The 20,036-nt window shown below is 37.6% G+C and carries 17 protein-coding genes; 8 read left to right on the top strand and 9 right to left on the bottom strand.

What is annotated here, in order from left to right; translation table 11 throughout:
* The first annotated feature begins 40 nt into the window (after positions 1-40).
* Entirely contained in the window at positions 41-1,474 is a 1,434-nt protein-coding gene (locus I6F53_RS02190) for a tetratricopeptide repeat-containing sulfotransferase family protein (protein WP_197238328.1), read from the top strand.
* Here the strand turns inward: I6F53_RS02190 and I6F53_RS02185 are convergent.
* The gene (locus I6F53_RS02185; RefSeq protein WP_197238327.1) at positions 1,461-2,372 is read right to left on the bottom strand and encodes an alpha/beta fold hydrolase; all 912 of its coding nucleotides are present in this window, start codon (positions 2,370-2,372) and stop codon (positions 1,461-1,463) included. The genes I6F53_RS02190 and I6F53_RS02185 overlap by 14 nt on opposite strands.
* A gap of 128 nt (positions 2,373-2,500) precedes the next feature.
* On the opposite strand from I6F53_RS02185, the gene rlmF reads away from it, so the two are divergent.
* Both rlmF and ltaE read left to right on the top strand, forming a co-directional pair.
* Positions 2,501-3,433, top strand: a complete 933-nt coding sequence (rlmF, locus tag I6F53_RS02180) for a 23S rRNA (adenine(1618)-N(6))-methyltransferase RlmF (RefSeq protein WP_197238326.1) — start codon at positions 2,501-2,503, stop codon at positions 3,431-3,433.
* Positions 3,434-3,473: 40 nt separating this feature from the next.
* Positions 3,474-4,478 carry a low-specificity L-threonine aldolase gene (ltaE, locus tag I6F53_RS02175; RefSeq protein ID WP_197238325.1) on the top strand — a complete coding sequence of 335 codons (1,005 nt, stop codon included), beginning with the start codon at positions 3,474-3,476 and terminating at the stop codon, positions 4,476-4,478.
* On the opposite strand, the gene I6F53_RS02170 is transcribed toward ltaE, so the two are convergent.
* The 7 genes from I6F53_RS02170 to I6F53_RS02140 all read right to left on the bottom strand — a co-directional run bounded on the left by I6F53_RS02170 (position 4,452) and on the right by I6F53_RS02140 (position 13,466).
* Positions 4,452-5,045: a thymidine kinase gene (locus I6F53_RS02170; protein ID WP_166377125.1), complete on the bottom strand. Its 594-nt coding sequence runs from the start codon at positions 5,043-5,045 to the stop codon at positions 4,452-4,454. The genes ltaE and I6F53_RS02170 overlap by 27 nt on opposite strands.
* A gap of 53 nt (positions 5,046-5,098) precedes the next feature.
* Entirely contained in the window at positions 5,099-5,569 is a 471-nt protein-coding gene (locus I6F53_RS02165; RefSeq protein ID WP_197238324.1) for a methylated-DNA--[protein]-cysteine S-methyltransferase, read from the bottom strand.
* Positions 5,569-6,921: a DNA-3-methyladenine glycosylase 2 family protein gene (locus I6F53_RS02160; RefSeq protein WP_197238323.1), complete on the bottom strand. Its 1,353-nt coding sequence runs from the start codon at positions 6,919-6,921 to the stop codon at positions 5,569-5,571. The genes I6F53_RS02165 and I6F53_RS02160 overlap by 1 nt, the downstream gene beginning before the upstream one ends.
* A gap of 74 nt (positions 6,922-6,995) precedes the next feature.
* On the bottom strand, positions 6,996-7,607 hold the full coding sequence (locus tag I6F53_RS02155) for a superoxide dismutase (protein WP_197238322.1): 612 nt from the start codon (positions 7,605-7,607) through the stop codon (positions 6,996-6,998).
* 13 nt (positions 7,608-7,620) lie between these two features.
* A complete protein-coding gene (locus I6F53_RS02150; RefSeq protein ID WP_197238321.1) occupies positions 7,621-8,127 on the bottom strand; it encodes a hypothetical protein in 507 nt (168 codons plus the stop codon).
* Between the two features lie 80 nt (positions 8,128-8,207).
* A complete protein-coding gene (locus I6F53_RS02145; RefSeq protein ID WP_197238320.1) occupies positions 8,208-8,690 on the bottom strand; it encodes a GNAT family N-acetyltransferase in 483 nt (160 codons plus the stop codon).
* Positions 8,691-8,702: 12 nt separating this feature from the next.
* Positions 8,703-13,466 carry a PAS domain-containing protein gene (locus I6F53_RS02140; protein ID WP_197238319.1) on the bottom strand — a complete coding sequence of 1,588 codons (4,764 nt, stop codon included), beginning with the start codon at positions 13,464-13,466 and terminating at the stop codon, positions 8,703-8,705.
* A 252-nt stretch (positions 13,467-13,718) separates the two neighbouring features.
* On the opposite strand from I6F53_RS02140, the gene I6F53_RS02135 reads away from it, so the two are divergent.
* The 5 genes from I6F53_RS02135 to bfr (I6F53_RS02115) all read left to right on the top strand — a co-directional run bounded on the left by I6F53_RS02135 (position 13,719) and on the right by bfr (I6F53_RS02115) (position 19,143).
* A complete protein-coding gene (locus I6F53_RS02135) occupies positions 13,719-14,594 on the top strand; it encodes a cation diffusion facilitator family transporter (RefSeq protein ID WP_197238318.1) in 876 nt (291 codons plus the stop codon).
* A 57-nt stretch (positions 14,595-14,651) separates the two neighbouring features.
* Positions 14,652-15,722 carry a PepSY-associated TM helix domain-containing protein gene (locus I6F53_RS02130; RefSeq protein ID WP_166421148.1) on the top strand — a complete coding sequence of 357 codons (1,071 nt, stop codon included), beginning with the start codon at positions 14,652-14,654 and terminating at the stop codon, positions 15,720-15,722.
* Positions 15,723-15,794: 72 nt separating this feature from the next.
* Positions 15,795-17,930, top strand: coding sequence for a TonB-dependent receptor (locus I6F53_RS02125; protein WP_197238317.1), 2,136 nt, complete (start codon positions 15,795-15,797; stop codon positions 17,928-17,930).
* A 265-nt stretch (positions 17,931-18,195) separates the two neighbouring features.
* Positions 18,196-18,666 (top strand): bacterioferritin, encoded by a 471-nt coding sequence (gene bfr / locus I6F53_RS02120; RefSeq protein ID WP_002958985.1) that lies wholly within the window; start codon positions 18,196-18,198, stop codon positions 18,664-18,666.
* A 12-nt stretch (positions 18,667-18,678) separates the two neighbouring features.
* The gene (gene bfr, locus I6F53_RS02115; protein WP_197180135.1) at positions 18,679-19,143 is read left to right on the top strand and encodes a bacterioferritin; all 465 of its coding nucleotides are present in this window, start codon (positions 18,679-18,681) and stop codon (positions 19,141-19,143) included.
* Between the two features lie 66 nt (positions 19,144-19,209).
* Here bfr (I6F53_RS02115) and I6F53_RS02110 read toward each other — a convergent pair whose 3' ends face one another.
* Positions 19,210-19,404 carry a (2Fe-2S)-binding protein gene (locus tag I6F53_RS02110; protein ID WP_197238316.1) on the bottom strand — a complete coding sequence of 65 codons (195 nt, stop codon included), beginning with the start codon at positions 19,402-19,404 and terminating at the stop codon, positions 19,210-19,212.
* Positions 19,405-20,036: the final 632 nt, after the last annotated feature.

The following is a 20,036-nucleotide window of genomic DNA, read 5'->3' as shown; positions in this document are numbered from 1 at the left end:
TTAATTTTATAGTTAATAAAAATAATAATAATGCCTAACTATGCTACTTGAAAAAGCTAACCAACTACTGCAACAAAATAAACTCAAAGAAGCTGAGTTTCATTTTAAAACGCTATTAAATAGTAATCCCGAAAATGGTGAAGCTTTATTTGGCTTAGGCAGAATTGCCCTACGACTAGAGCGTTATGACGCTGGCGTATACTTACTCCAAAAAGCGTGTGAGCGCATGCCTCATATGCTTGAACCATTACATGCCCTTGCTGATGCATTTAACGGTGTTAATTCGCCAAACGATGCGTTAACCGTACTTGAATACGCAAAAAAATTAGCAAGTCATCACCCAGAGCCTCATTATTACTTAGCTCAACACTACTTAACACATGGCGAGTTAGATAAAGCCCATACAACGTTTGCCCATGCACTCAGCATTGGTGTATACCCTGTAACAGCCTATATTTTATTCGAACTTGTGCAGTTAGGTCGCTTTAATAAAGAACATAATTATGTAAGTAATTTACATCACTTATTAACTCAAACGAGCAATTTACGTTTAAAAATGGTGTGTTACTACGCATTAGCAAACAGTTACGATAAACTTGAGGACACCGAGCAAGCATTTAATTATTTTATATTGGCGAATAAATTACAAAAAAAATTAAGTGAATTTAACACTAAAGATTTAATCCCTTTTTATGATGAAATAATAAAATACAACACCGTGGAATTTATTACCTCTGCCGATAAAAAGTTTACAGGTAATATTACGCCTGTATTTATTATTGGTATGCCACGTAGTGGCTCTACACTTTTGGAGCAAATGTTGGCTAGCCATAGTCAGTTTTCGAGCCTGGGGGAGAGTACAAGTATTAGTAATAATGCGGTTGCTTTTATTGAACAAAAAACGGGAGTTGCTTACCCGCAATGTTTAGCGCATTTAACACCTGACTTAGTCAAAAAAGCCCGCGAGTTTTATATCACAACATTAAAAACAGCATCGCCTATCAAGCCTTTTATAATAAATAAACTGCCGAGTAATTATCAGTCGCTCGGGCTTATATATATCCTATTTCCAAATGCCAAATTTATAAATTTAAGTCGTGATTTTAATGCTACCGCGTTTTCTATTTTCACTAATTACTTTGCCGAAAACGAACCTTACTTTTGCTCACTACCTGAGTTTAAGCTTTACTATAGTGTGTATGAAAAACTGATGAGCCATTGGCACTCCTTCAACGATATGCCAATTTATGATGTCAGTTACGAAGATTTAGTGAGTAACCCAAAAGAGCAGCTAACGCAGTTACTTGGTTTTTTAAACTGCCATTTTGAAGAGCGCTGTTTAGCGTTTTATAAGCATAAAAAACCAGTAACCACGTTGAGTAAGCATGCTATTCGCCAACCTATTAATAACGCCGCAATCGCTAAGTGGGAGCGCTACAAAACACCTCTTCTAAAGTTACTTAATGAGAATTAGAATGCGCTTTAAACCAATTAAGTAAATCTATAAATTGATCGTCACGCGCACTTGGGTGGGTAAGCATATTAATATGATCGTAATCAAAATTATGTCCGTGTTTACGACCGTAAATTTGCATTTTTTGAATGCCAGGCCCAGATTCGGCCATAAATTTTTGAATATCGATTGGCTGTGCTAATGCTTTATCTTTTACTGCAGCAATATGAAGCGTTGGCGGTAAATGCAGGCTGTTTAGCGCTTTTGCATAATCAAAATTATCATCAGAATCTATCCAAGGCTTCTTTTTAGCCCATTGCATACTTTGATAATGCGACTTTTGAGTTTCGTTATCGCTTCCCCACTTATAGCCTTTTGCATTTAAATAACCGTGTTTTTTAGCGAGCAAAGGCGCCATAAAGTACCAAATCAAATTGGCTTGTAATAATTTTTGAGGATGGTTATTAAATAAAGAGCGTTTAGAGCCAAAATACACACATGCTTTTACATCGTTAATATATTCAGGAAAACGTGCAAACGCACTATTCATTAATACCCCGCCCCAAGAATGAGCGACCCAATAATCGGGCTTTTTACCTTCAATCAACTCTATTTGATTAATAAAAGCAGGGATATCTTCTAAAATAGCCTCCGTTTGCCCGTACTTAGCGTCACTTGAAATAACCGGTTTACTATCACCTCGGCCCCGTAAATCAGCAACATAACAACAATATCCATGCTCAGCTAAAAATGGTGCGAGCCCTTTATTAGAGTGCGTGTAAAAAATTTTACCGTTTTCTATAGCCCCATGCATAAAAAATACAACAGGCCCTTGCTGATTATCATCGCTAATACGGCGTAAATGGAGGGTTTGTTGATCAGCTAAAGTAATAATTATTGATTGCTGAGAAATGGCCACTGCGGTTCCTTTTTATTATTTTCAACTCATCCTACCAGTAATATTCGATATACCAAAGGAAATGTCTGCACTTTACCCACCTGCATTTGTTACAATCACCACATTATATCTGTTGTTAAAATGAAGCCATGAAAGAAAATAATACACGTTCAAAATTACATCCTCGTAACCTACATAAAAATGGATACGACTTCGATTTATTAACAACAGAGCACCCTGCTCTACTGCCTTTTGTTATAACCACACCTGCAGGCACTAAAAGCATTGATTTTAGTGACAACAAAGCGGTAAAAACACTTAATCAGGCGCTTTTAAAAGCACACTACAATATTAATTTTTGGGATATTCCTGAGCATAATTTATGCCCACCTATACCAGGGCGTGTTGACTACATTCATTACTTAGCCGATTTATTAAGTGACGATAATCAACAACAAATACCTTTAGGTAAGCAAATTAAAGTGCTTGATATTGGCACTGGCGCTAACTTAGTTTATCCACTTACGGGCACAAGTGAATATAAATGGCATTTTACAGGCACTGATATTGATGCTGCATCAGTTAAAATAGCAAAGCAAATTGCGCAGTTTAATGGCTTAAAAATAACCTTAAAACAACAAAAAAACGCATCACATATTTTTAAAGGCGTTATAAATCAAAAAGATCTATACCATTTAACACTTTGTAACCCTCCGTTTCATGCAAGTGAAGAAGAGGCAAGTAAAGGCAGTGAACGTAAATGGAAAAACTTAGGAAAAACACCCAGTAGCGCACTTAATTTTGGTGGTCATAATAATGAATTATGGTGTGAAGGCGGTGAAGTACAGTTTATCTCTAACATGATTAAAGAGAGCGAAGACTTTGCAGAGCAAGTAATGTGGTTTACGTCGTTAGTATCCAAAAAAGACAATATTGCAGCCCTTGAAGAAGTATTAAAAGCTCATCCAATAGCACAATATAAAATAGTTGATATGGCACAAGGTCAAAAAATCAGCCGCTTTATTGCATGGACTTACTTTGATAAAGACACTCGTGAGCAAATTTGTAGCGAGCTTGATTAATACCAATTTTATTAAAAACAATAAAAAGGATAAGGCAATCATGATAGATTTTCGCTCTGATACAGTTACAAAACCAACAAAAGAAATGCGCGATATTATGTACAGCGCACCGGTTGGTGACGATGTATATGGTGATGATGAAAGCATTAACCAACTAGAAGCCTATGCGTGTAAGCGTTTTAACTTTGAAGCCGCACTTTATTGTAGCTCAGGCACACAAGCCAACTTACTTGCGTTAATGGCGCACTGTGAGCGAGGTGACGAATACATTTGTGGCCAAAATGCGCATAACTATAAGTTTGAGGGCGGAGGCGCAGCCGTTTTAGGATCTGTTCAACCTCAACCTATTGAAAACGAAGCTGATGGCAGCATCCCTTTTAGTAAAATAGCGGCGGCTATAAAACCAGACGATTGCCATTTTGCTAAAACTCGATTACTTAGCCTCGAAAACACCATTGGCGGAAAAGTGCTTCCTCTTGACTACTTAGCCCAAGCTCGCAACTTTGTTAATACGCATAATTTAGCACTGCATTTAGACGGCGCACGTGCATTTAATGCTGCTGTTGAGTTAAAAATTGATATAACTGAGATTACAGAACATTTTGATTCAGTTTCTATTTGTTTATCTAAAGGTTTAGGTGCACCCGTTGGCTCTTTATTATTAGGTTCACCAGCACTTATTAATAAAGCAAGGCGATGGAGAAAAGTACTTGGTGGCGGTATGCGCCAAGCCGGAATGCTTGCAGCCGCTGGGCAGTACGCACTTGAGCACAATGTAAATCGCTTAAAAGACGATCATGCAAATGCACGTTATTTGGCTCAAAAATTAAGTGAGATAAGTGGTTTTACTGTTGATATGAGCAACACCACTAATATGGTTTATGCAACGTACACTAGTAGTATAAATATTGAAGAGATTGCTGAGGCGCTTAAACAACAAGGTATATTATTTAGCCCAAGCAAGCAGCTTAGGCTAGTAACGCATTTAGATATTACGCGCGAAGATATTGATACATTTTTAAATGCTTTGTCGGCCCATATTTAACGCGGCTTTATAATGTTTGCGGCATACCGAAACATATCGGTCATTGCCGCCAATTTCTACTTGGTTACCATCGGCTATTGCATCACCATTTTCATCGGTACGCAGTACATGGTTAGCTTTACGCCCGCAGTGGCATACAGTTTTAAGCTCAACTAACTTATCAGCCCACGCAAGCAAATATTGCGACCCTATAAATAACTCGCCTCTAAAGTCGTTACGCAAGCCATAACACAGTACCGGTATACCTAACTCATCAACCACATCGGTTAATTGCATTACTTGTTCTTTTGATAAAAACTGGCATTCATCAACTAATACACAATGGCGTTTTTTGTCGTTGTTAAGCGATTGAATAAGATCAAATACATCTTTACTAGCATCAAATACATGCGCGTCAGCTTGTAAGCCTATACGAGACGATACTTTACCCACGCCTTGTCTATCATCAATGGCTGCAGTAAGGATCACAGGTTCCATGCCACGTTCTTTATAATTAAATGCAGATTGTAATAACGTGGTTGATTTACCTGCGTTCATTGCAGAGTAGTAAAAGTATAATTGAGCCATTGCAGTGCCATTTTATAAAAAGTGCGCTTATGCTACCTTAATATTAAATTAATTTACATTAATCCTTCGTGTTTCAGTAACCAACGTTTTCTATCAAGCCCACCAGCATAACCCGTTAGCTTTGCATTTGCGCCAATGATCCTATGACAAGGCACGATTATGCTAATCGGGTTTTTACCATTCGCAGCGCCTACCGCTCTCACTGCTTTAGGGTTATTGAGCTGGTTTGCAATATAGCCGTATGTTTGCGATTGCCCAAAAGGCACCGTTAATAGTGCTTGCCATACACTTTGTTGAAATACAGTACCGTTTGTATCAAGTGGTACATTAAAAGTAGTGCGTTTTTTTGCAAAGTACTCGTTTAACTGCGCAGCGCAAATCAGCACCGCCTTATTAATGACTTGTTCAAATGGGGTATAAGGGTGCTCAACGGGAGGATAAAACCCGACGTAACTCACGCCTTTATTGGTCGCTTGAATAATTATGTCGTCTATTGGGCTTGAGATTGATGTTTGAATTATCATTATAATTGCTGCCAAAGTTGAAAAGTTAAGTAAGACCGAAAGGGAGCGCAATTAGCGGGTTCAAAAGGGTTTGCCGCCGCTTGAGCTTTTTTAACACCCAAATCGCCATCAAGTAATATATCGGGTTGGCTTTGTCCTCGCAGCTTTGCGTAATTTACCGTCCAAGGGCCAATTCCCTTTAAAATAAGCCATTCGTCTAAATCGTCATTTTCAGGGTTTAAAGCACAAAACTGCGCTAAATTATGCAGTGCATTTTTACGCGCTTGTGGCATTTTAAAAAATGCAAAGTCACTATTAGCAACAATGTTAGCCGTAGGAAAGTAAATAACATCGCCCTCTTTTTCGCCTAATTCATCAACTAACGTTGTTACTAAATTATGCGCAGCAGTAACACTCACTTGTTGCCCAAGTACTGCCCTTATACCGGCTTCAAAACTTGACCAAATCCCTGGAAGTCTGAGCCCTTCACACACTGCAAACGCATTGTTTATATTGGCGCTTAAATGCATTTGAATTAAATTAATATCGGCATCTAAATCAAGCACACGACGTATATTATTTATAACCGATTGCAAATAAGCCGTATTATCTATATTGATAGATACACTAAAATGGTTTTTACTCGCTATAAATTCAGCGGTAAAGCTTCCATTATATTCCTCACTTGCAAAAGTGCGCCCGTAACTCGTTTGCGTTATCCACTCCATTGGTTTTATCAAACGCCTTTGTAAAAAGCCCTGCAAAGCAGGCCAATTATAAGGCGGCCTAAATGGTAGCGTTAACGTGAGTGTTGATGTTGGTTTTTTATCGCCACTGCGCAGCTTTGAGGGAGCTATATTTAACTGCTGTAAAAAAGCATCATTAAAGCGCCTAATGCTTTTAAAGCCAGCAGCAAATGCTATTTCGGTAAGAGGTAAATGTGTTTCTTGAATCAGTTTTTTAGCAAAGTGACACTGGTTAAATAATCGGTATTGCGTAATCGACACGCCAAAATACTGCTTAAACAACTGTCTTAAATAACGACTGCTTATACCTAAACGAGCTGCTAATTTTTCGCAGTCGTGCTCATCGTGCTGATCAATTAATTGCTTAGCTCTCAGAGCTGTGGTTTTTGTACCCTGCCAAGCAGCGCTGCCTGGTGCGCTATCGGGTCTGCATCGTATACATGGCCTAAACCCAGCTTGGGCTGCATTATGTGCAAACTGAAAATACGTGACGTTTTTTTCGTGAGCCGTTGGTGCAGGGCAAATAGGTCTGCAATAAATACCGGTACTTTTAACAGCAACATAAAAAAGCCCGTCAAAACGTGGATCGCGGCTCTGACGTGCTTTTTGCCAATGTAAAATGTCCATAAGCGACTCTGTAAAATAACCTAATAGAGTCTAGCTTATAGAAAAAAACTCACTTTACTAGCCATATTCGGAACTCAACTAATAGCAGCTAAGTAGCGCTTTTCAACTTCAGTCCAATTAATTACATTATAAAAAGCAGCGATATACTCAGGGCGCTTATTTTGATACTTCAAGTAATAGGCATGTTCCCATACATCAAGTCCCAAAATAGGGATATTCCCCTGCATTAAAGGGCAATCTTGATTTGCGCTATTTTGTACAATCAGCTTTTTATCTGGGGTCACACATAACCACGCCCAGCCACTACCAAATTGGCTAATTGCAGCGGCTGTAAATTCCTCTTTAAATTCATCAAAACCGCCGAGTTGCTCATCTATAGCTTGGGCCACAATACCTTCAGGTTTACCACCTCCTTGCGGGCTCATTACTTGCCAAAACAAACTGTGATTAAAGTGCCCACCTACGTGTTCTTGAACCGCTTTTTGCAATTGAGTGGGCAGCTTACTTATATTAATAAGTAACTCCTCAGCATTTACGTTGGCATATTCAGTGCTCTCTAATGCTGTATTAGCCTTATTTATGTAGGTTTGATGATGCAAAGTATGATGAATATACATTGTTTTACTGTCTATATGAGGTTCAAGTGCATCATATTCATAATTAAGTGCTGGCAAGGTAAACGTCATAAATTACTCCTTTTTAGTGCAACTGGTTGTTTGAAGGTGTGTTTGAGCTTAAACAAAAATTAACTTGCTCTATTAACTCAGGCAGAAAATGGTAACGTCTTGCAAAAGATACAAGTTCAGAGGTGGTTTTAATGTAATGATGCTTACTCACTTTTTGTATATCGTAATGAGTATGCTTAATTAATGAAGAGAGTGTTAAGTGTACTTCGCATAACCATTTACATGCATTTTCAGGCTGTTGCATAGCAATATAGGTATCAGCTAAATTATGTGAAGCAACAACAAGTGCGGGTATACAATGCTCAATAGCATGAATGGCATTATTATTAATCTGAGCGTATAAAAACTGCTGAAGGAGATGATCTGCAAGTGTTTTGGCTAATAAGTATTTATCGCGTGCTTCGAGTAAAGCACCTTGTTCAAATGCATAATTACCTTGCATTATGTTCGACTGCCAAGGGCTTAATGCTTGCTCAAAATAGAGTCGATCTGGGTGGGGCTGTTTTTGACTTGAGATCATATAATCATCTGCACATTTAATTATTGAGTGTGTATTTAACTTACACACCCAACAACGCAAATGCAAATGATTTTCATTAACTATTTAGCGAAATCTAATAATTCCTGCCCTGTTAAGCGATATATAATCCATTCGTTTTGTGGCTTTGCACCAATGCTATTGTAAAAATCGATAGCGGGTTTATTCCAATCAAGCACCACCCATTCAAAACGGCCACAGTTATTACTAATCGCCTTATTAGCTAAGTGCTTCATAATGGCTTTGCCTGCACCATTGCCACGGCTATCAGGGCTTACATATAAATCTTCTAGGTACAGGCCATTTTTACCTAACCAGGTAGAGTAATTATAAAAATATACTGCAAAACCAATTGGCTCATCGCCTTCTAAACAAATTATGCTGTGCGCGGTTGATCCTTCGCTAAACAAAGTATCTAGAATTGCTTGTTCATCTGTTTTTACCGCATCAGGTTCTTTTTCGTATATGGCAAGTTCGGTAATAAAGTGCAAAATTGTTTTTGCGTCACTTGGTTTTGCATCACGTATTATAATGGGTTTACTCATTGTATTTTGACCTTAAATATACAGCTCTAATTTATCTTTTAAAATATCTAATTGAATAGGTTTACTCAAGTAATCATCCATTCCAGCCGTTATACAACGCTCTTTATCGGAGTTCATTGCATTAGCAGTAAGGGCAATAATTTTTATATTTTTATGCTGCTCACCCGCTCCCCCTTCGCGTATAGCTGCTGTTGCCCCAAAGCCATCCAAAACTGGCATTTGGCAATCCATAAGTACAAGCTTAAAGAATCCTGAATCATGCGCTTTTAGTATATCAATTGCCAGTTGACCATTCCCGGCAATCGTAACGTCACAATTAAGCTTTTTGAGCATTAATCTAGCCACCTGTTGGTTAATGGGATTATCTTCTACAAGTAGTATTTGGGCAGATTCCTGCACCTTTTCTTTTTTAAGTGACGAAATATAGCCAGACGTAACTAATGGGAGCGTTTCGCCTGTTCCATTACTCGTAATAACCGACAATGCAGAAATTAAATCGGCAGTGGTCACAGGTTTAGGAAAGTATGCCTGAAAGCCAGCGTCAGAATAACGCTGAGCGCCTTCCATTCCAGCAATACTGGTCATCATTACAAGTGGCATTGATTTATAATGTGCATGTGCTTTTAGTGCTTTACAAAGCTCTATGCCGTCCATTCCTGGCATTTGCATATCAAGCACTGCAATATCGTACATACAATTTTTGCTTTCATATTGCTGCGCGCACATATCAAGTGCTTGATGTGCATCGCATGCAAGCGCAACCTTAGCGCCCCAATGCTCAAGCTGTTGTAAAATTACTATCCGATTTGTTTCGTTATCATCAACAACTAAAACCGTTAACTCTTTCATATTAATATTAGGAATATAACGCTCTTTTTGATCGCCAGGGGTCAGCATTATAGTGGCAGTAAAGGTACTTCCTTCGCCGGCTTCACTACTAAGAGAAATTGCCCCACCCATTAGCTCACAAAGCTGCTTACAAATAGCCAGCCCTAAGCCACTGCCCCCGTATTCACGCGTTGTTGATGCATCTACTTGAGAAAACGGAGTAAATAATTGCTGCTGTTTTTCTAAACTGATCCCTATACCTGAGTCTTTTATACTGACAATAAATTCTAAGCCTTGAGCCACTTTATTAATTTTCGCACTTACAACAACCTCGCCTTTACTCGTAAACTTAACGGCGTTACTTAGTAAATTAGTAAGTACTTGGCGAATTCGCCCAGGATCACCGCATAACTGCGAAGGCTCAAGTGCAACCAAATCCAAAATTATTTCAATCCCTTTGTCTTGAGCTGTAAATGCTTGCGCGGCAGCAACTTCACCAATTAAATCGCGGGCATTAAAGTTAATTTCTTCAAGCTCAATTTTACCCGCTTCGGCTTTAGAAAAGTCCAAAATATCGTTAATTACACCCAATAAAGAATGTGCACTTGTTTTGGCTATATCGACTTTAGTTTCTATTGGTTTAGGTAATGACTCTAATTGAACAAGCTCTAACATACCGAGTACACCATTCATTGGCGTTCTTATTTCATGGCTCATAGTGGCTAAAAATTGGCTCTTAGCAATAGCTGCATCCTCTGCTTTTACAAGCGCAATTTTAAGCTCTTCACTAATTACTTTTCGTTTTTGAGAAACCAACGTACTGCCCACTAAAGTAGCTAATGATCGAAGATAGGTTTCTTCACTTTGCGTCCAATAGTGGTGCTCGCCAACAGTTTCAGCACATAAAATACCTAAATTACCATCGCCTGTTGCTATAACGGCATCAAGCATAGATTTAATATTTAGTGGTTTTGCATACGCTTCTATAAAATCAACAGTTGCCGGGTGAGTATAAACATCATCAATAGCCACTAAGTTTTGCTCATAAATAACATCATAATAAGCAGGGTAATCTTTGGCTGTTAAAACAGCATCTGTATCTACAAACCCTTGACCATCTATATATAAACTATGACACGCCATTGCGTCTCGTTGTTCGTTAAAAATCCATACCGAAGCACGTGCAATATTTAGCACTTCACACATAGATTTAACCGCTAGCTTTTTAACTTGCTCTACATCACTATTTTGTACTTCAGGTGCAACCGTAAGCGCGGCTAAGTTTTTGTTATATCTATTGGCTTTTTCGCTTTCAAGTTCAAGGCGTTTATGTGCATCGATACTTTGAAATGAGCCAAAAACACGCACACATTTACCATCTTTAAACTCTGTTTGCCCCATCGATTTAACCCAGCGTTCTTGCCCAGCATAGGTTAAAATAATAAGTTCTACACTCCAGCTTTCACCTAATGTCACTGCGCATTCAAACAAAGTATTTATAGTATCTCGGTGCACTCCTGGTTTATAAAAATCAATTGCGGTATCTATGCTAGGCTCAAAGCCCTCTGGTACTTCGTGGATAACTTTAACTTCATCAGACCAATAAAGCGTATGTGCTTCTAAGTCAATTTCCCATGCCCCAATCTGCCCTTGCTTACTCATTGACTCTAGCAAGCTTTGCTGACGATTTATTTTTAATTGCGTATTGTATCGCTCTGTAATATCTAAAATAAATCCATCTAAATACAAAACGTTACCAGTTTCATCGTAAATCGCTTGGCCTTTTTCATTTACCCAATGCAAAGAGCCATCGCGAGCTGTAATTCTATACTCAACAGACCATGACTGCTTAGCACTGGCACAGCGTAAAATTTCAGCTTTTATTTTTTTAGAATCGTCTTCGCATATTAAATCAAAAAAGCTTAGAGCATCATTGCCTATCAACTCATCAGGTGAATAGCCTGTTATCTCACTTGCTTGCTCACTCATATAAAGCGTGCTTAATTTATCATCAAATTTACACTGATAAATAATACCCGGTATATTTGATACCAAAGATGCAAATCTATCTCGGCTTCCTTGCAGTTCAAGTTCAGTTGCTTTTTTATCTGAGATATCTAAGTGAGTACCTATCATTCGCTTAGGCGAACCATCACTATTCCATTCAACCACTTTAGCTGTATCAAGCACCCACACCCAGTGGCCATTTTTATGCTTCATACGCGCTTCACTTTCGTAGTAATCTGTTTCGCCTGCAAAGTGCGCTTTTAGCTTTAAGTCTGATTCAATTAAATCCTCTGGGTGAATAAATTTATACCAAGTTTGTATTGTACAAGGCTCTATTTCGCTGAGTTTATACCCTATAATTTCAGCCCAACGGTTATTTAAAACAGCTACGTTAGTATCAATATACCAATCCCAAATACCTACAGCAGTTGTATCTATCACTAACTGCAACTGTGTTTTATGCTGCTCAAGTTCTAGTTCTTGCAGTTTAAGAAATGTCATATCGGTACGAATAGCAATATAGCTTTGCGGTTTACCGCTTTCATCTAAAAATGGCGCAATGGTCGTATCTACCCAATAAAAACCACCATGCTTCGCTTTATTGCATATTTGCCCGTTCCATACATCTCCGCGTTTAAGCGTTTGATACATATTTTTAAAAAATTCTTTTTCGTGCTTTCCTGAATTTAAAATACGGTGGTTTTGACCTATTAATTCATGCTCATCATAGCCACTAATTTCACAAAATTTCTTATTTACAAAAGTAATGGTGCCATGCAAATCAGTTACTGCAACAATGGCATGTTCATCTAATGCGCTTTTTTGTTCAGCTAATTGTTTTAATGCAATTTGAAGCGCAGAGCGTTGTTTTTGCAGTATGCTTTGCTGTTCTGCTTTTACGGCCACTAACTTACGCAGGCCTAATGAAAGCTGATTAAACTCTATGCTGTCGTTTATTATTGGCACTTTAACCACATCACCTTTGGTAATGTTTTCAACAATTTTAGCTAAGTTAATTAAAGGACGAGAAAGCCGACGACCAAACCACCACGACGACGTTAATATAAGTAGTAATGCCCCCATATTTGTTAATATAGCGAGCTGCTTATAATAATTAGATCCTTGCAATGCAACGTCTTTTGTTTTTGATACAAGTAATTGCCAACCAGATTCATTTAAAAACTCTAAAGAATTAATATACCCATATAAAGTGGCTTCATCTTTATTACTATAAGAAAAAACACGTTGTATTGGTGAGCCATTCTGAGAGAAAAATAGTGGTTGGGCATCGTCTGTATTATTACTTTTTTGAATTTTATTATTGTGCATAACATAAAATGTTATGTCTTTATTAGCTGTGTGTATTTTACTTAGATTATTCAATAAGCCGTTTAAATTTATATCTGCGAGCAATATGGTTTGTAACTTATTTTCGCCATTTAATACCGGTAAACCAATAATATGATACTCACGCCCTGAGACAGTCATTGACTGAAATTGAATTTTTCCTGTATTTTTAATACCAGAACGAATGTCGTTAAAGCGTTGATCTTTAATAATATTAAAAAAGGGGGATGTGGGGAGTGAATTAACGAGGTCTACATCAATAAGCTCTACATTATTAACAAAGTCGTACTGCTCAACAAATTGACTAATTAATTTTTGCTTTTTAGCAGGACTAATATCAAACTGTTCCCTAAGCAAATATAAGTCCTTAACATGGTCCGCAAACCAAATATCAGCAAATTGCTTGCCTATATTATTAAGCTCGTTTAGTTCAGTGTCTGCATTTTGTTTAAGGGTGCTATTTACATGTTCAAGACTAAACCACGTAAGTATACAAAGTGGCCCTAAGGCTATAATTATAAAGGTTATAATTAACTTACTTCGAACAGATTGTCCTTTACCTGTTAATTCACCAAAGTTTAAACCTTTGTCCATGCTTAATACCCAGCAGCTTTTAATCATTTAATATTACTTACATTAATGCACTAAATATATAAAGACGCAAGTTTTGAGCTGTAAACTCCTTAAAAAATCGACATTTAGCGTTACGATCTTAAATTCACGCATTCAAAAAAAGTACGTCTTTATTACTAACTTACAATTGCGTTCATTTACGCTATAACTCCTGTAGCTGTTTTAAATCACCCATGATATAAGCAATATTCAATCAAAGCATTTGAGAGCATTATGGCGCACGATCACTCACATAGTCATGTAGACGAAAACCAAAGCAATAAACAACTCACCGTCGCGGTTGTTATTAATGTATTGCTAACCGTAGCCCAAGTTATTGGCGGGATATTTTCGGGCAGTTTGTCACTTATAGCCGATGCCCTTCATAATTTAAGTGATGCCGCCGCTATATTTATAGCTTTGATTGCACGTAAAGTTGGCAATAAACCAGCTGACGGCACTCATCATTTTGGCTATAAACGCGCCGAAATACTCGCCACCCTTTTTAATAGCAGTACATTAATAATAATTGGCGTGTATTTAATTTTTGAAGCCATTTCGAGCTATTTAAACCCTCAACCAATTAATGGCTGGATAGTTGTGTGGGTGGCAGCACTAGCATTGGTTATTGATTTAGCAACCGCATTTTTAACCTACCGAGCAGGTGCAAATCACAGCATAAATATAAAGGCGGCCTTTATCCATAACGTATCTGATGCAATGGCGTCTATTGTGGTAATTATTGCGGGCACCTTAATTATTTTATATCAATGGTACATTGTCGATTTAATTGCCACTGTACTTATTTCTATCTATGTAATTTATCATGGCATTTTACTATTAAAGCAAAGCTGCAAAATTTTAATGCAAGCAGCACCCAATAACTTCGACACACACGCAATATCGAATGCTATTAGTAGTGAATTTAATATCGAATCTGTAACCAGTATTAAGCTTTGGCAACTAGACGATAAAGAAAACTACTGCGAGCTTGTTATTAGCACTCAGCAAGCAATTGATTTGCCAGCCGTAAAAAGCTTTTTACACGACAATTTTAATATCGAAAACTGCATAATAGAAATCCAACCAAATACACAACTATTTAATTGAAAACAGCTCGTATTATCATTTACAATATTGCCATTAACTCATAATGAGATACCGTTTTTGAAACTTTGGTTACGTAGAATTCATTTAGGCCTTGCCCTTATTAGCGGACTATTTTTATTAATAGTGAGCTTAACCGGTGCTGTTATGATTTATGCAAAAGACATACAGCACTTAATAGAACCCGCAAAATGGCAAGTAACACCACAAGCAAATTTAATGCCTTACGATGAGCTTATACAAAATGTACAAGCTCAAACTAAGCAAAAAATCACCTTTTTTATGCCCGAGCAAGCACCAGAAACTGCATGGCAATTTAGGTTAGCTAATAAATACTACGCCAGTGTTGATCCCTACTCAGGGAGAGTGCTAAACGTCTATGAATCAACCGATACGATTTATGGGTTTGCTATGGGATTACATCGTTGGCTGTTGTTTGAAGACAGTGAGGGTGAAAAAACCTTTAGAAATTGGATGTCGGTGTGTGCATTGCTACTTTTAATAAATGTATTACTCGGCTTTTATTTATGGGTAAAACCTAAAAACAGAATTAAGCGTTTAGCTATAAAACCAAAAGCCAAATTTAGAGTGCTCATGTATCAATTACATACCGTACTGGGTGTTTACTTTTTTATACCGCTGGTACTTATTGCCTTCACTGGCATGGCATTTAATTGGAAAACACAAACTCAATCGGTATTAGAATTTGTAACGTTTAATAAAGTAGAACAAAGGCCTAAAGCACCGAAAATAATACAGCCCTCTCAGGCTACTTTAGACTATAACAAAGCAATTAAAAATGCAGAGAACGTATTTCCAGATGGCAAAGTATATAGAATTTATTTACCTAAAAAAGCCGACGAAGCAATAGCACTGAGAATGCAAAACCCTGGCGAAAGCCACGCTTACAGTTGGGTGTGGACCAACCCATTTACTGGTAAAGTATTAAACTCATTTGACGCCAGTAAAACTAACTTCACAACACAAGCATGGAACTTTAAGTATAAGTTTCACATTGGTGATTTTGCAGGTCCTATAGTGCAGTTTTTATGGTTATTAATAGCCCTTTCACTCGCGTTTTTTATTGTAAGCGGTGTGTATTTTTGGTTAAAACGCCATAAATGGAAATAAATCTCATTAACACTTGCGTCATTAGTTGATAATAATTACCATTACGGAAATTATTATCAACTAAGACACCCCATGTTAAAAACTTCGCTTTGCCTTATTGCTGTTGCAATAAGTGCTAACACGTTAGCAAATGAAAATAATAAAAATGAATACACTTCTGATCAGTTAGAGCACGTGATTGTATCTGGCAGCCGCATATCAGAAAGCATAGACGAAGTACCCGCCTCTATTACCGTTATTAATCAGCAACAAATACAACAGCATTTAAAAGTAAGTTCAGAACTAAGTAGTTTACTCGCGCAAATGGTTCCTGGCCTTGCCCCAGATACTGGCAGTTCAAGCAATTCTGGGCAAACACTACGCGGCCGTGCGCCTTTAATAATGATTGATGGTGTACCGCAATCAACCCCTCTTCGTAATGGTTCTTTAGGCGTAAAAACGCTTGATGCAAGTGCCATAGCGCGCATTGAAGTCATAAAAGGCGCAACGTCTATTTATGGTAATGGTGCCTCAGGTGGCATTATTAACTACATAACAAAACAGGCTCGCAGTGATGGTAAGCCTGAAGGCGAAATAAGTATTTCAAGTCGCTTTAGTGCGGTTAAATTAGCAGAAAGTGGCGGCGGTAGAATATCGGCAGCGGTAAACGGTAAGCTCGATAAACTAAGCTATCTGTTAACAGCAAGCTATGAAGAAAACGGCGTACAACGCGATGCAGAAGGCGATATTTTAGGTTTACAATATGGTTTATCCGACTCTGAAACTCAAAACTATTTTACCAAACTAACTTATGATTTTGACGACGAAAAGCAACTGCAGTTTAGCTATAACTTTTATAGTTCACAGCAAAAAACTGATTTAGGCGATGTTACTGGCGATGTCAATATAGGGGAAAAAACATACGCTATACACGTCCCCTTAGCGCTTCAAAAACAAGGTAAACCGCAAGGCCCAGAAGGCAACGAAAATATAACCCTAAAATATGTTGATTACGCGTTGTTTGAAAACACACAAATGACCCTCGATCTGTATAAACAAAATATAGAAAACGTGTTCTTTTTCTCAACCGCTTTAGCCAATCTTGATGAAGGTTATAGCGGTGGTCAATCGGTTATTAAGTCAGATAAACAAGGGGCAAGAGCCACATTTAACAGCCAGTTTGATTTTGAAAACGTAACCGCTACTTTAATTTATGGAATTGATGCTTTAAACGATAAAACATCGCAACCTTTAGTGGATGGTCGTGTTTGGGTGCCAGAAATGGACATGGAAAGTGTTGCTGGCTTTTTACAAACCAAATGGGTAATAAACGACAACATTATTGTAAAAGCGGGTGTAAGAAACGAAAGCATTGATTTGAGCGTAAGTGATTATCAAACACTAAAGCTGTGCAGAACCGCATCACAATGTTCAGTGCCATTAAGTGTTCGTGGCGACACCATTAATTACGATGCAACAACCTATAATGCCGGTATTAAATATAACTTAACAGATGCCTTTAGCCCGTTCTTTAGTTACTCACAGGGCTCTGATATTTCTGATATTGGTCGCTTACTTCGCGCAGCGACCGTTGACGATATTGCGCTAATTCAAACCCAAGCTTCAATAATCGATAATTACGAAGTTGGTTTTACTTCACAGTTTGAAAACGTGCGTTTTGAATTTGCACTTTACAGAAGTACCTCAGAGCTTGGTACAAGTAATGAGTATAATGAAATAACGGGTGTTTACGAACCTGTACGTGCACCACAAGAAATATGGGGATACGAAGGGTTAGTTAACTACACTATTACCCAAGATCTTAAATTAAGCGCAACGTACAGCTATGTTGAAGGTAAAAATACCGAGGCCGATGAATATTTAGGGGCAAGCCAAATTAGCCCACCTAAAGCAACAGCGAATGTAACGTGGCAAACAAATGACGAACTATCACTTGCTATGAGCTTTTTATATGTAGGCGACAGAAAGCGCTTTGATAAAAATGCGCAAGGCCAATACTCTGGCGATCAGGGCCCTGTTAGTAGCTACAATACATTTAACTTAAGTGGCCTATACAATGTTAACACTCAATGGAGTGGGTATTTTGGAATAGAAAACCTATTCAATAGTGATTACTACCCTGCCCGCGCACAGGCTTACACCTACGGTGGATATAACATTAAAGGCTTAGGCACAACCGCAACGCTGGGTGCTAAATATCAATTTTAACAAATAAACACACGTTATAGGCATGCCCTGCATGCCTATATGCTTAACAAATCCCGCATAAATAAACGTCTCAATTTTTATCTAGCAGTCATGATCTTGTATTAGATGCTAATACAAATAAAAAACTGTCCATAAACCAAGCAGTAACGCAAACTTAAATAAGAATCAAAACCAATAGTAACACAATGATTTTTATAGAGAAAACTTGCAATGTAGGCTATTTGTACTACACTGCATACAATTGAAATAGTTAAGGCGATTTATCATGAAAGGTAATCAAAAAGTAATCGATGCGTTTAATACATTGTTAGCTAACGAATTAGCAGCAATCGATCAGTATTTTATACACTCGCGCATGTATGACGACTGGGGTTTAAACAAGCTATACGAGCGCCTTAACCATGAAATGGAAGAAGAAAAAGATCACGCAGACTGGCTTATTAAGCGCATCTTGTTTTTAGAAGGTGTACCAAATATGACTAAGCGCCGTGATTTACTTATCGGTAACGATGTAAAAAGCATGATGCAAAACGATTTAACACTAGAGCTTGAAGTAGTTGCGTGTGTTAAAGATGTAATCGCAATATGTGAAGAACAACAAGATTATCAATCTCGTAGCATTTTAGAAAAACTGTTATTTGATACCGAAGAAGACCATGTTTACTGGTTAGAGCAGCAACTTGGCTTAATTGATAAGATTGGTTCTGAAAACTATCATCAAGCACAAATGGCTTAGTAGGAGCATATTATGAAAGGCGATAAAGACGTTATTGCAGCGCTTAATAAAGTACTCGCTAATGAGCTTGTTGGTATTAACCAATACTTTTTACATGCACGCATGTTTAAAGATTTTGGTTTCACTCAACTAGACAAAGCAGATTACAAAGTATCAATTCAAAAGATGAAAAACGCCGATCGTTTAATCGAACGTATTTTGTTTTTAGAAGGCTTACCAAATCTTCAAGACTTAGGTCGATTACGTATTGGTGAAAACAGCGAAGAAATGATTGCAGCTAACATGAGTTTTGAACTTGATACTATTACCGAGTTGCAAAGCGCAGTAAAACTGGCTGAAAGCAAAAAAGATTACATTACCCGTGAAGCACTTGATCACATTTTAAATGAGCAAGAAGAGCAAATTGACTGGTTAGAAACCCAGCAATTACTTATTAAAAATACGGGTATTAAAAACTACTTACAATCTCAACTGTAAATAGTAACAAGCATAAAAAAAGCAGCTAAAAAGCTGCTTTTTTTATATCTAAATTTTTATATGTAATTAAGCAACTTGATCCGTTACATCAGCAATTTGAATAAGTCTGCGATTAAGGATCTTTTTAGTACAACCACAACACTTACCACATTGGCTGCCTACTTTAAGCTCTTTAGTTAATTCACGCATGGTCGTTGCACCATCGTCAATTGTTTGCTCAATTTTTTTATCGGTCACACAGTGACATAGACAAATATACATGAATACAAACCACTCTCAATTTCATTTAGTAGGTGCATACTAATCTAAACGAAAATGGTTATCAATTGTTATTTGAAAATATATGTATTTTTTGAAATTTTTTTGGCCAGCGCCACTTAAGTTGAGAATTCGCGGCAGCTTGAGAATAGTTTGAATTTCAAGCAAGGTGTGGCACACAGATTGAGATTTATTAATTAGAGCTCACTTAAAATGTGAGTAAAATTAGGTTTAGGTAAATATCTGAATGGTTGAGAATGAATTACTTTAGGCTTTAAAAAACTTAATGTATAAATACGGAATTTATGGATGGGTGATTTCCGGTTTATGCCAATTGCGGTCATTGATAATGCCGCAATAAGCGGATTAAAAAAGTGGGTTGCAATGTGTAGCAAGCGAACGATAACTCACCGTTTTAGTTCTGTTTAATTTCCTTTTTATGAATTTCGCTCACAATATTCTGGCAAGCTGTAAATAAAGGTTTAGCTAAACTTGGTACTTCTTGAAATGGATTTGTTTTATCGTTGAATGTTCTAATAGGATTATGGTAATTACCTACGGTGTTTGTCAAACTAGTTGTCGCGATCACTACGTTATGCACTCTCCGCTTTGACGATTTCTTGTTCAGGGTTTAA

The organism is Pseudoalteromonas sp. SWN29 (genome assembly GCF_015864465.1).
Lineage (GTDB): Bacteria > Pseudomonadota > Gammaproteobacteria > Enterobacterales > Alteromonadaceae > Pseudoalteromonas.
Note: the sequence above shows the minus strand (reverse complement) of the source record. Positions and strands in the feature narration are given on the sequence as shown.

Excerpts from the sequence above, each read along its gene's own strand:
- I6F53_RS02160 (WP_197238323.1), bottom strand. The coding sequence starts at position 6,921 with ATGGACATTTTACATTGGCAAAAAGCACGTCAGAGCCGCGATCCACGT.
- I6F53_RS02155 (WP_197238322.1), bottom strand. The coding sequence starts at position 7,607 with ATGACGTTTACCTTGCCAGCACTTAATTATGAATATGATGCACTTGAA.
- I6F53_RS02110 (WP_197238316.1), bottom strand. The coding sequence starts at position 19,404 with ATGTATATTTGTCTATGTCACTGTGTGACCGATAAAAAAATTGAGCAA.
- ltaE (WP_197238325.1), top strand. The coding sequence starts at position 3,474 with ATGATAGATTTTCGCTCTGATACAGTTACAAAACCAACAAAAGAAATG.
- rlmF (WP_197238326.1), top strand. The coding sequence starts at position 2,501 with ATGAAAGAAAATAATACACGTTCAAAATTACATCCTCGTAACCTACAT.
- I6F53_RS02190 (WP_197238328.1), top strand. The coding sequence starts at position 41 with ATGCTACTTGAAAAAGCTAACCAACTACTGCAACAAAATAAACTCAAA.
- I6F53_RS02150 (WP_197238321.1), bottom strand. The coding sequence starts at position 8,127 with ATGATCTCAAGTCAAAAACAGCCCCACCCAGATCGACTCTATTTTGAG.
- I6F53_RS02170 (WP_166377125.1), bottom strand. The coding sequence starts at position 5,045 with ATGGCTCAATTATACTTTTACTACTCTGCAATGAACGCAGGTAAATCA.
- I6F53_RS02135 (WP_197238318.1), top strand. The coding sequence starts at position 13,719 with ATGGCGCACGATCACTCACATAGTCATGTAGACGAAAACCAAAGCAAT.
- I6F53_RS02165 (WP_197238324.1), bottom strand. The coding sequence starts at position 5,569 with ATGATAATTCAAACATCAATCTCAAGCCCAATAGACGACATAATTATT.
- I6F53_RS02125 (WP_197238317.1), top strand. The coding sequence starts at position 15,795 with ATGTTAAAAACTTCGCTTTGCCTTATTGCTGTTGCAATAAGTGCTAAC.
- bfr (WP_002958985.1), top strand. The coding sequence starts at position 18,196 with ATGAAAGGTAATCAAAAAGTAATCGATGCGTTTAATACATTGTTAGCT.
- bfr (WP_197180135.1), top strand. The coding sequence starts at position 18,679 with ATGAAAGGCGATAAAGACGTTATTGCAGCGCTTAATAAAGTACTCGCT.
- I6F53_RS02145 (WP_197238320.1), bottom strand. The coding sequence starts at position 8,690 with ATGAGTAAACCCATTATAATACGTGATGCAAAACCAAGTGACGCAAAA.
- I6F53_RS02140 (WP_197238319.1), bottom strand. The coding sequence starts at position 13,466 with ATGGACAAAGGTTTAAACTTTGGTGAATTAACAGGTAAAGGACAATCT.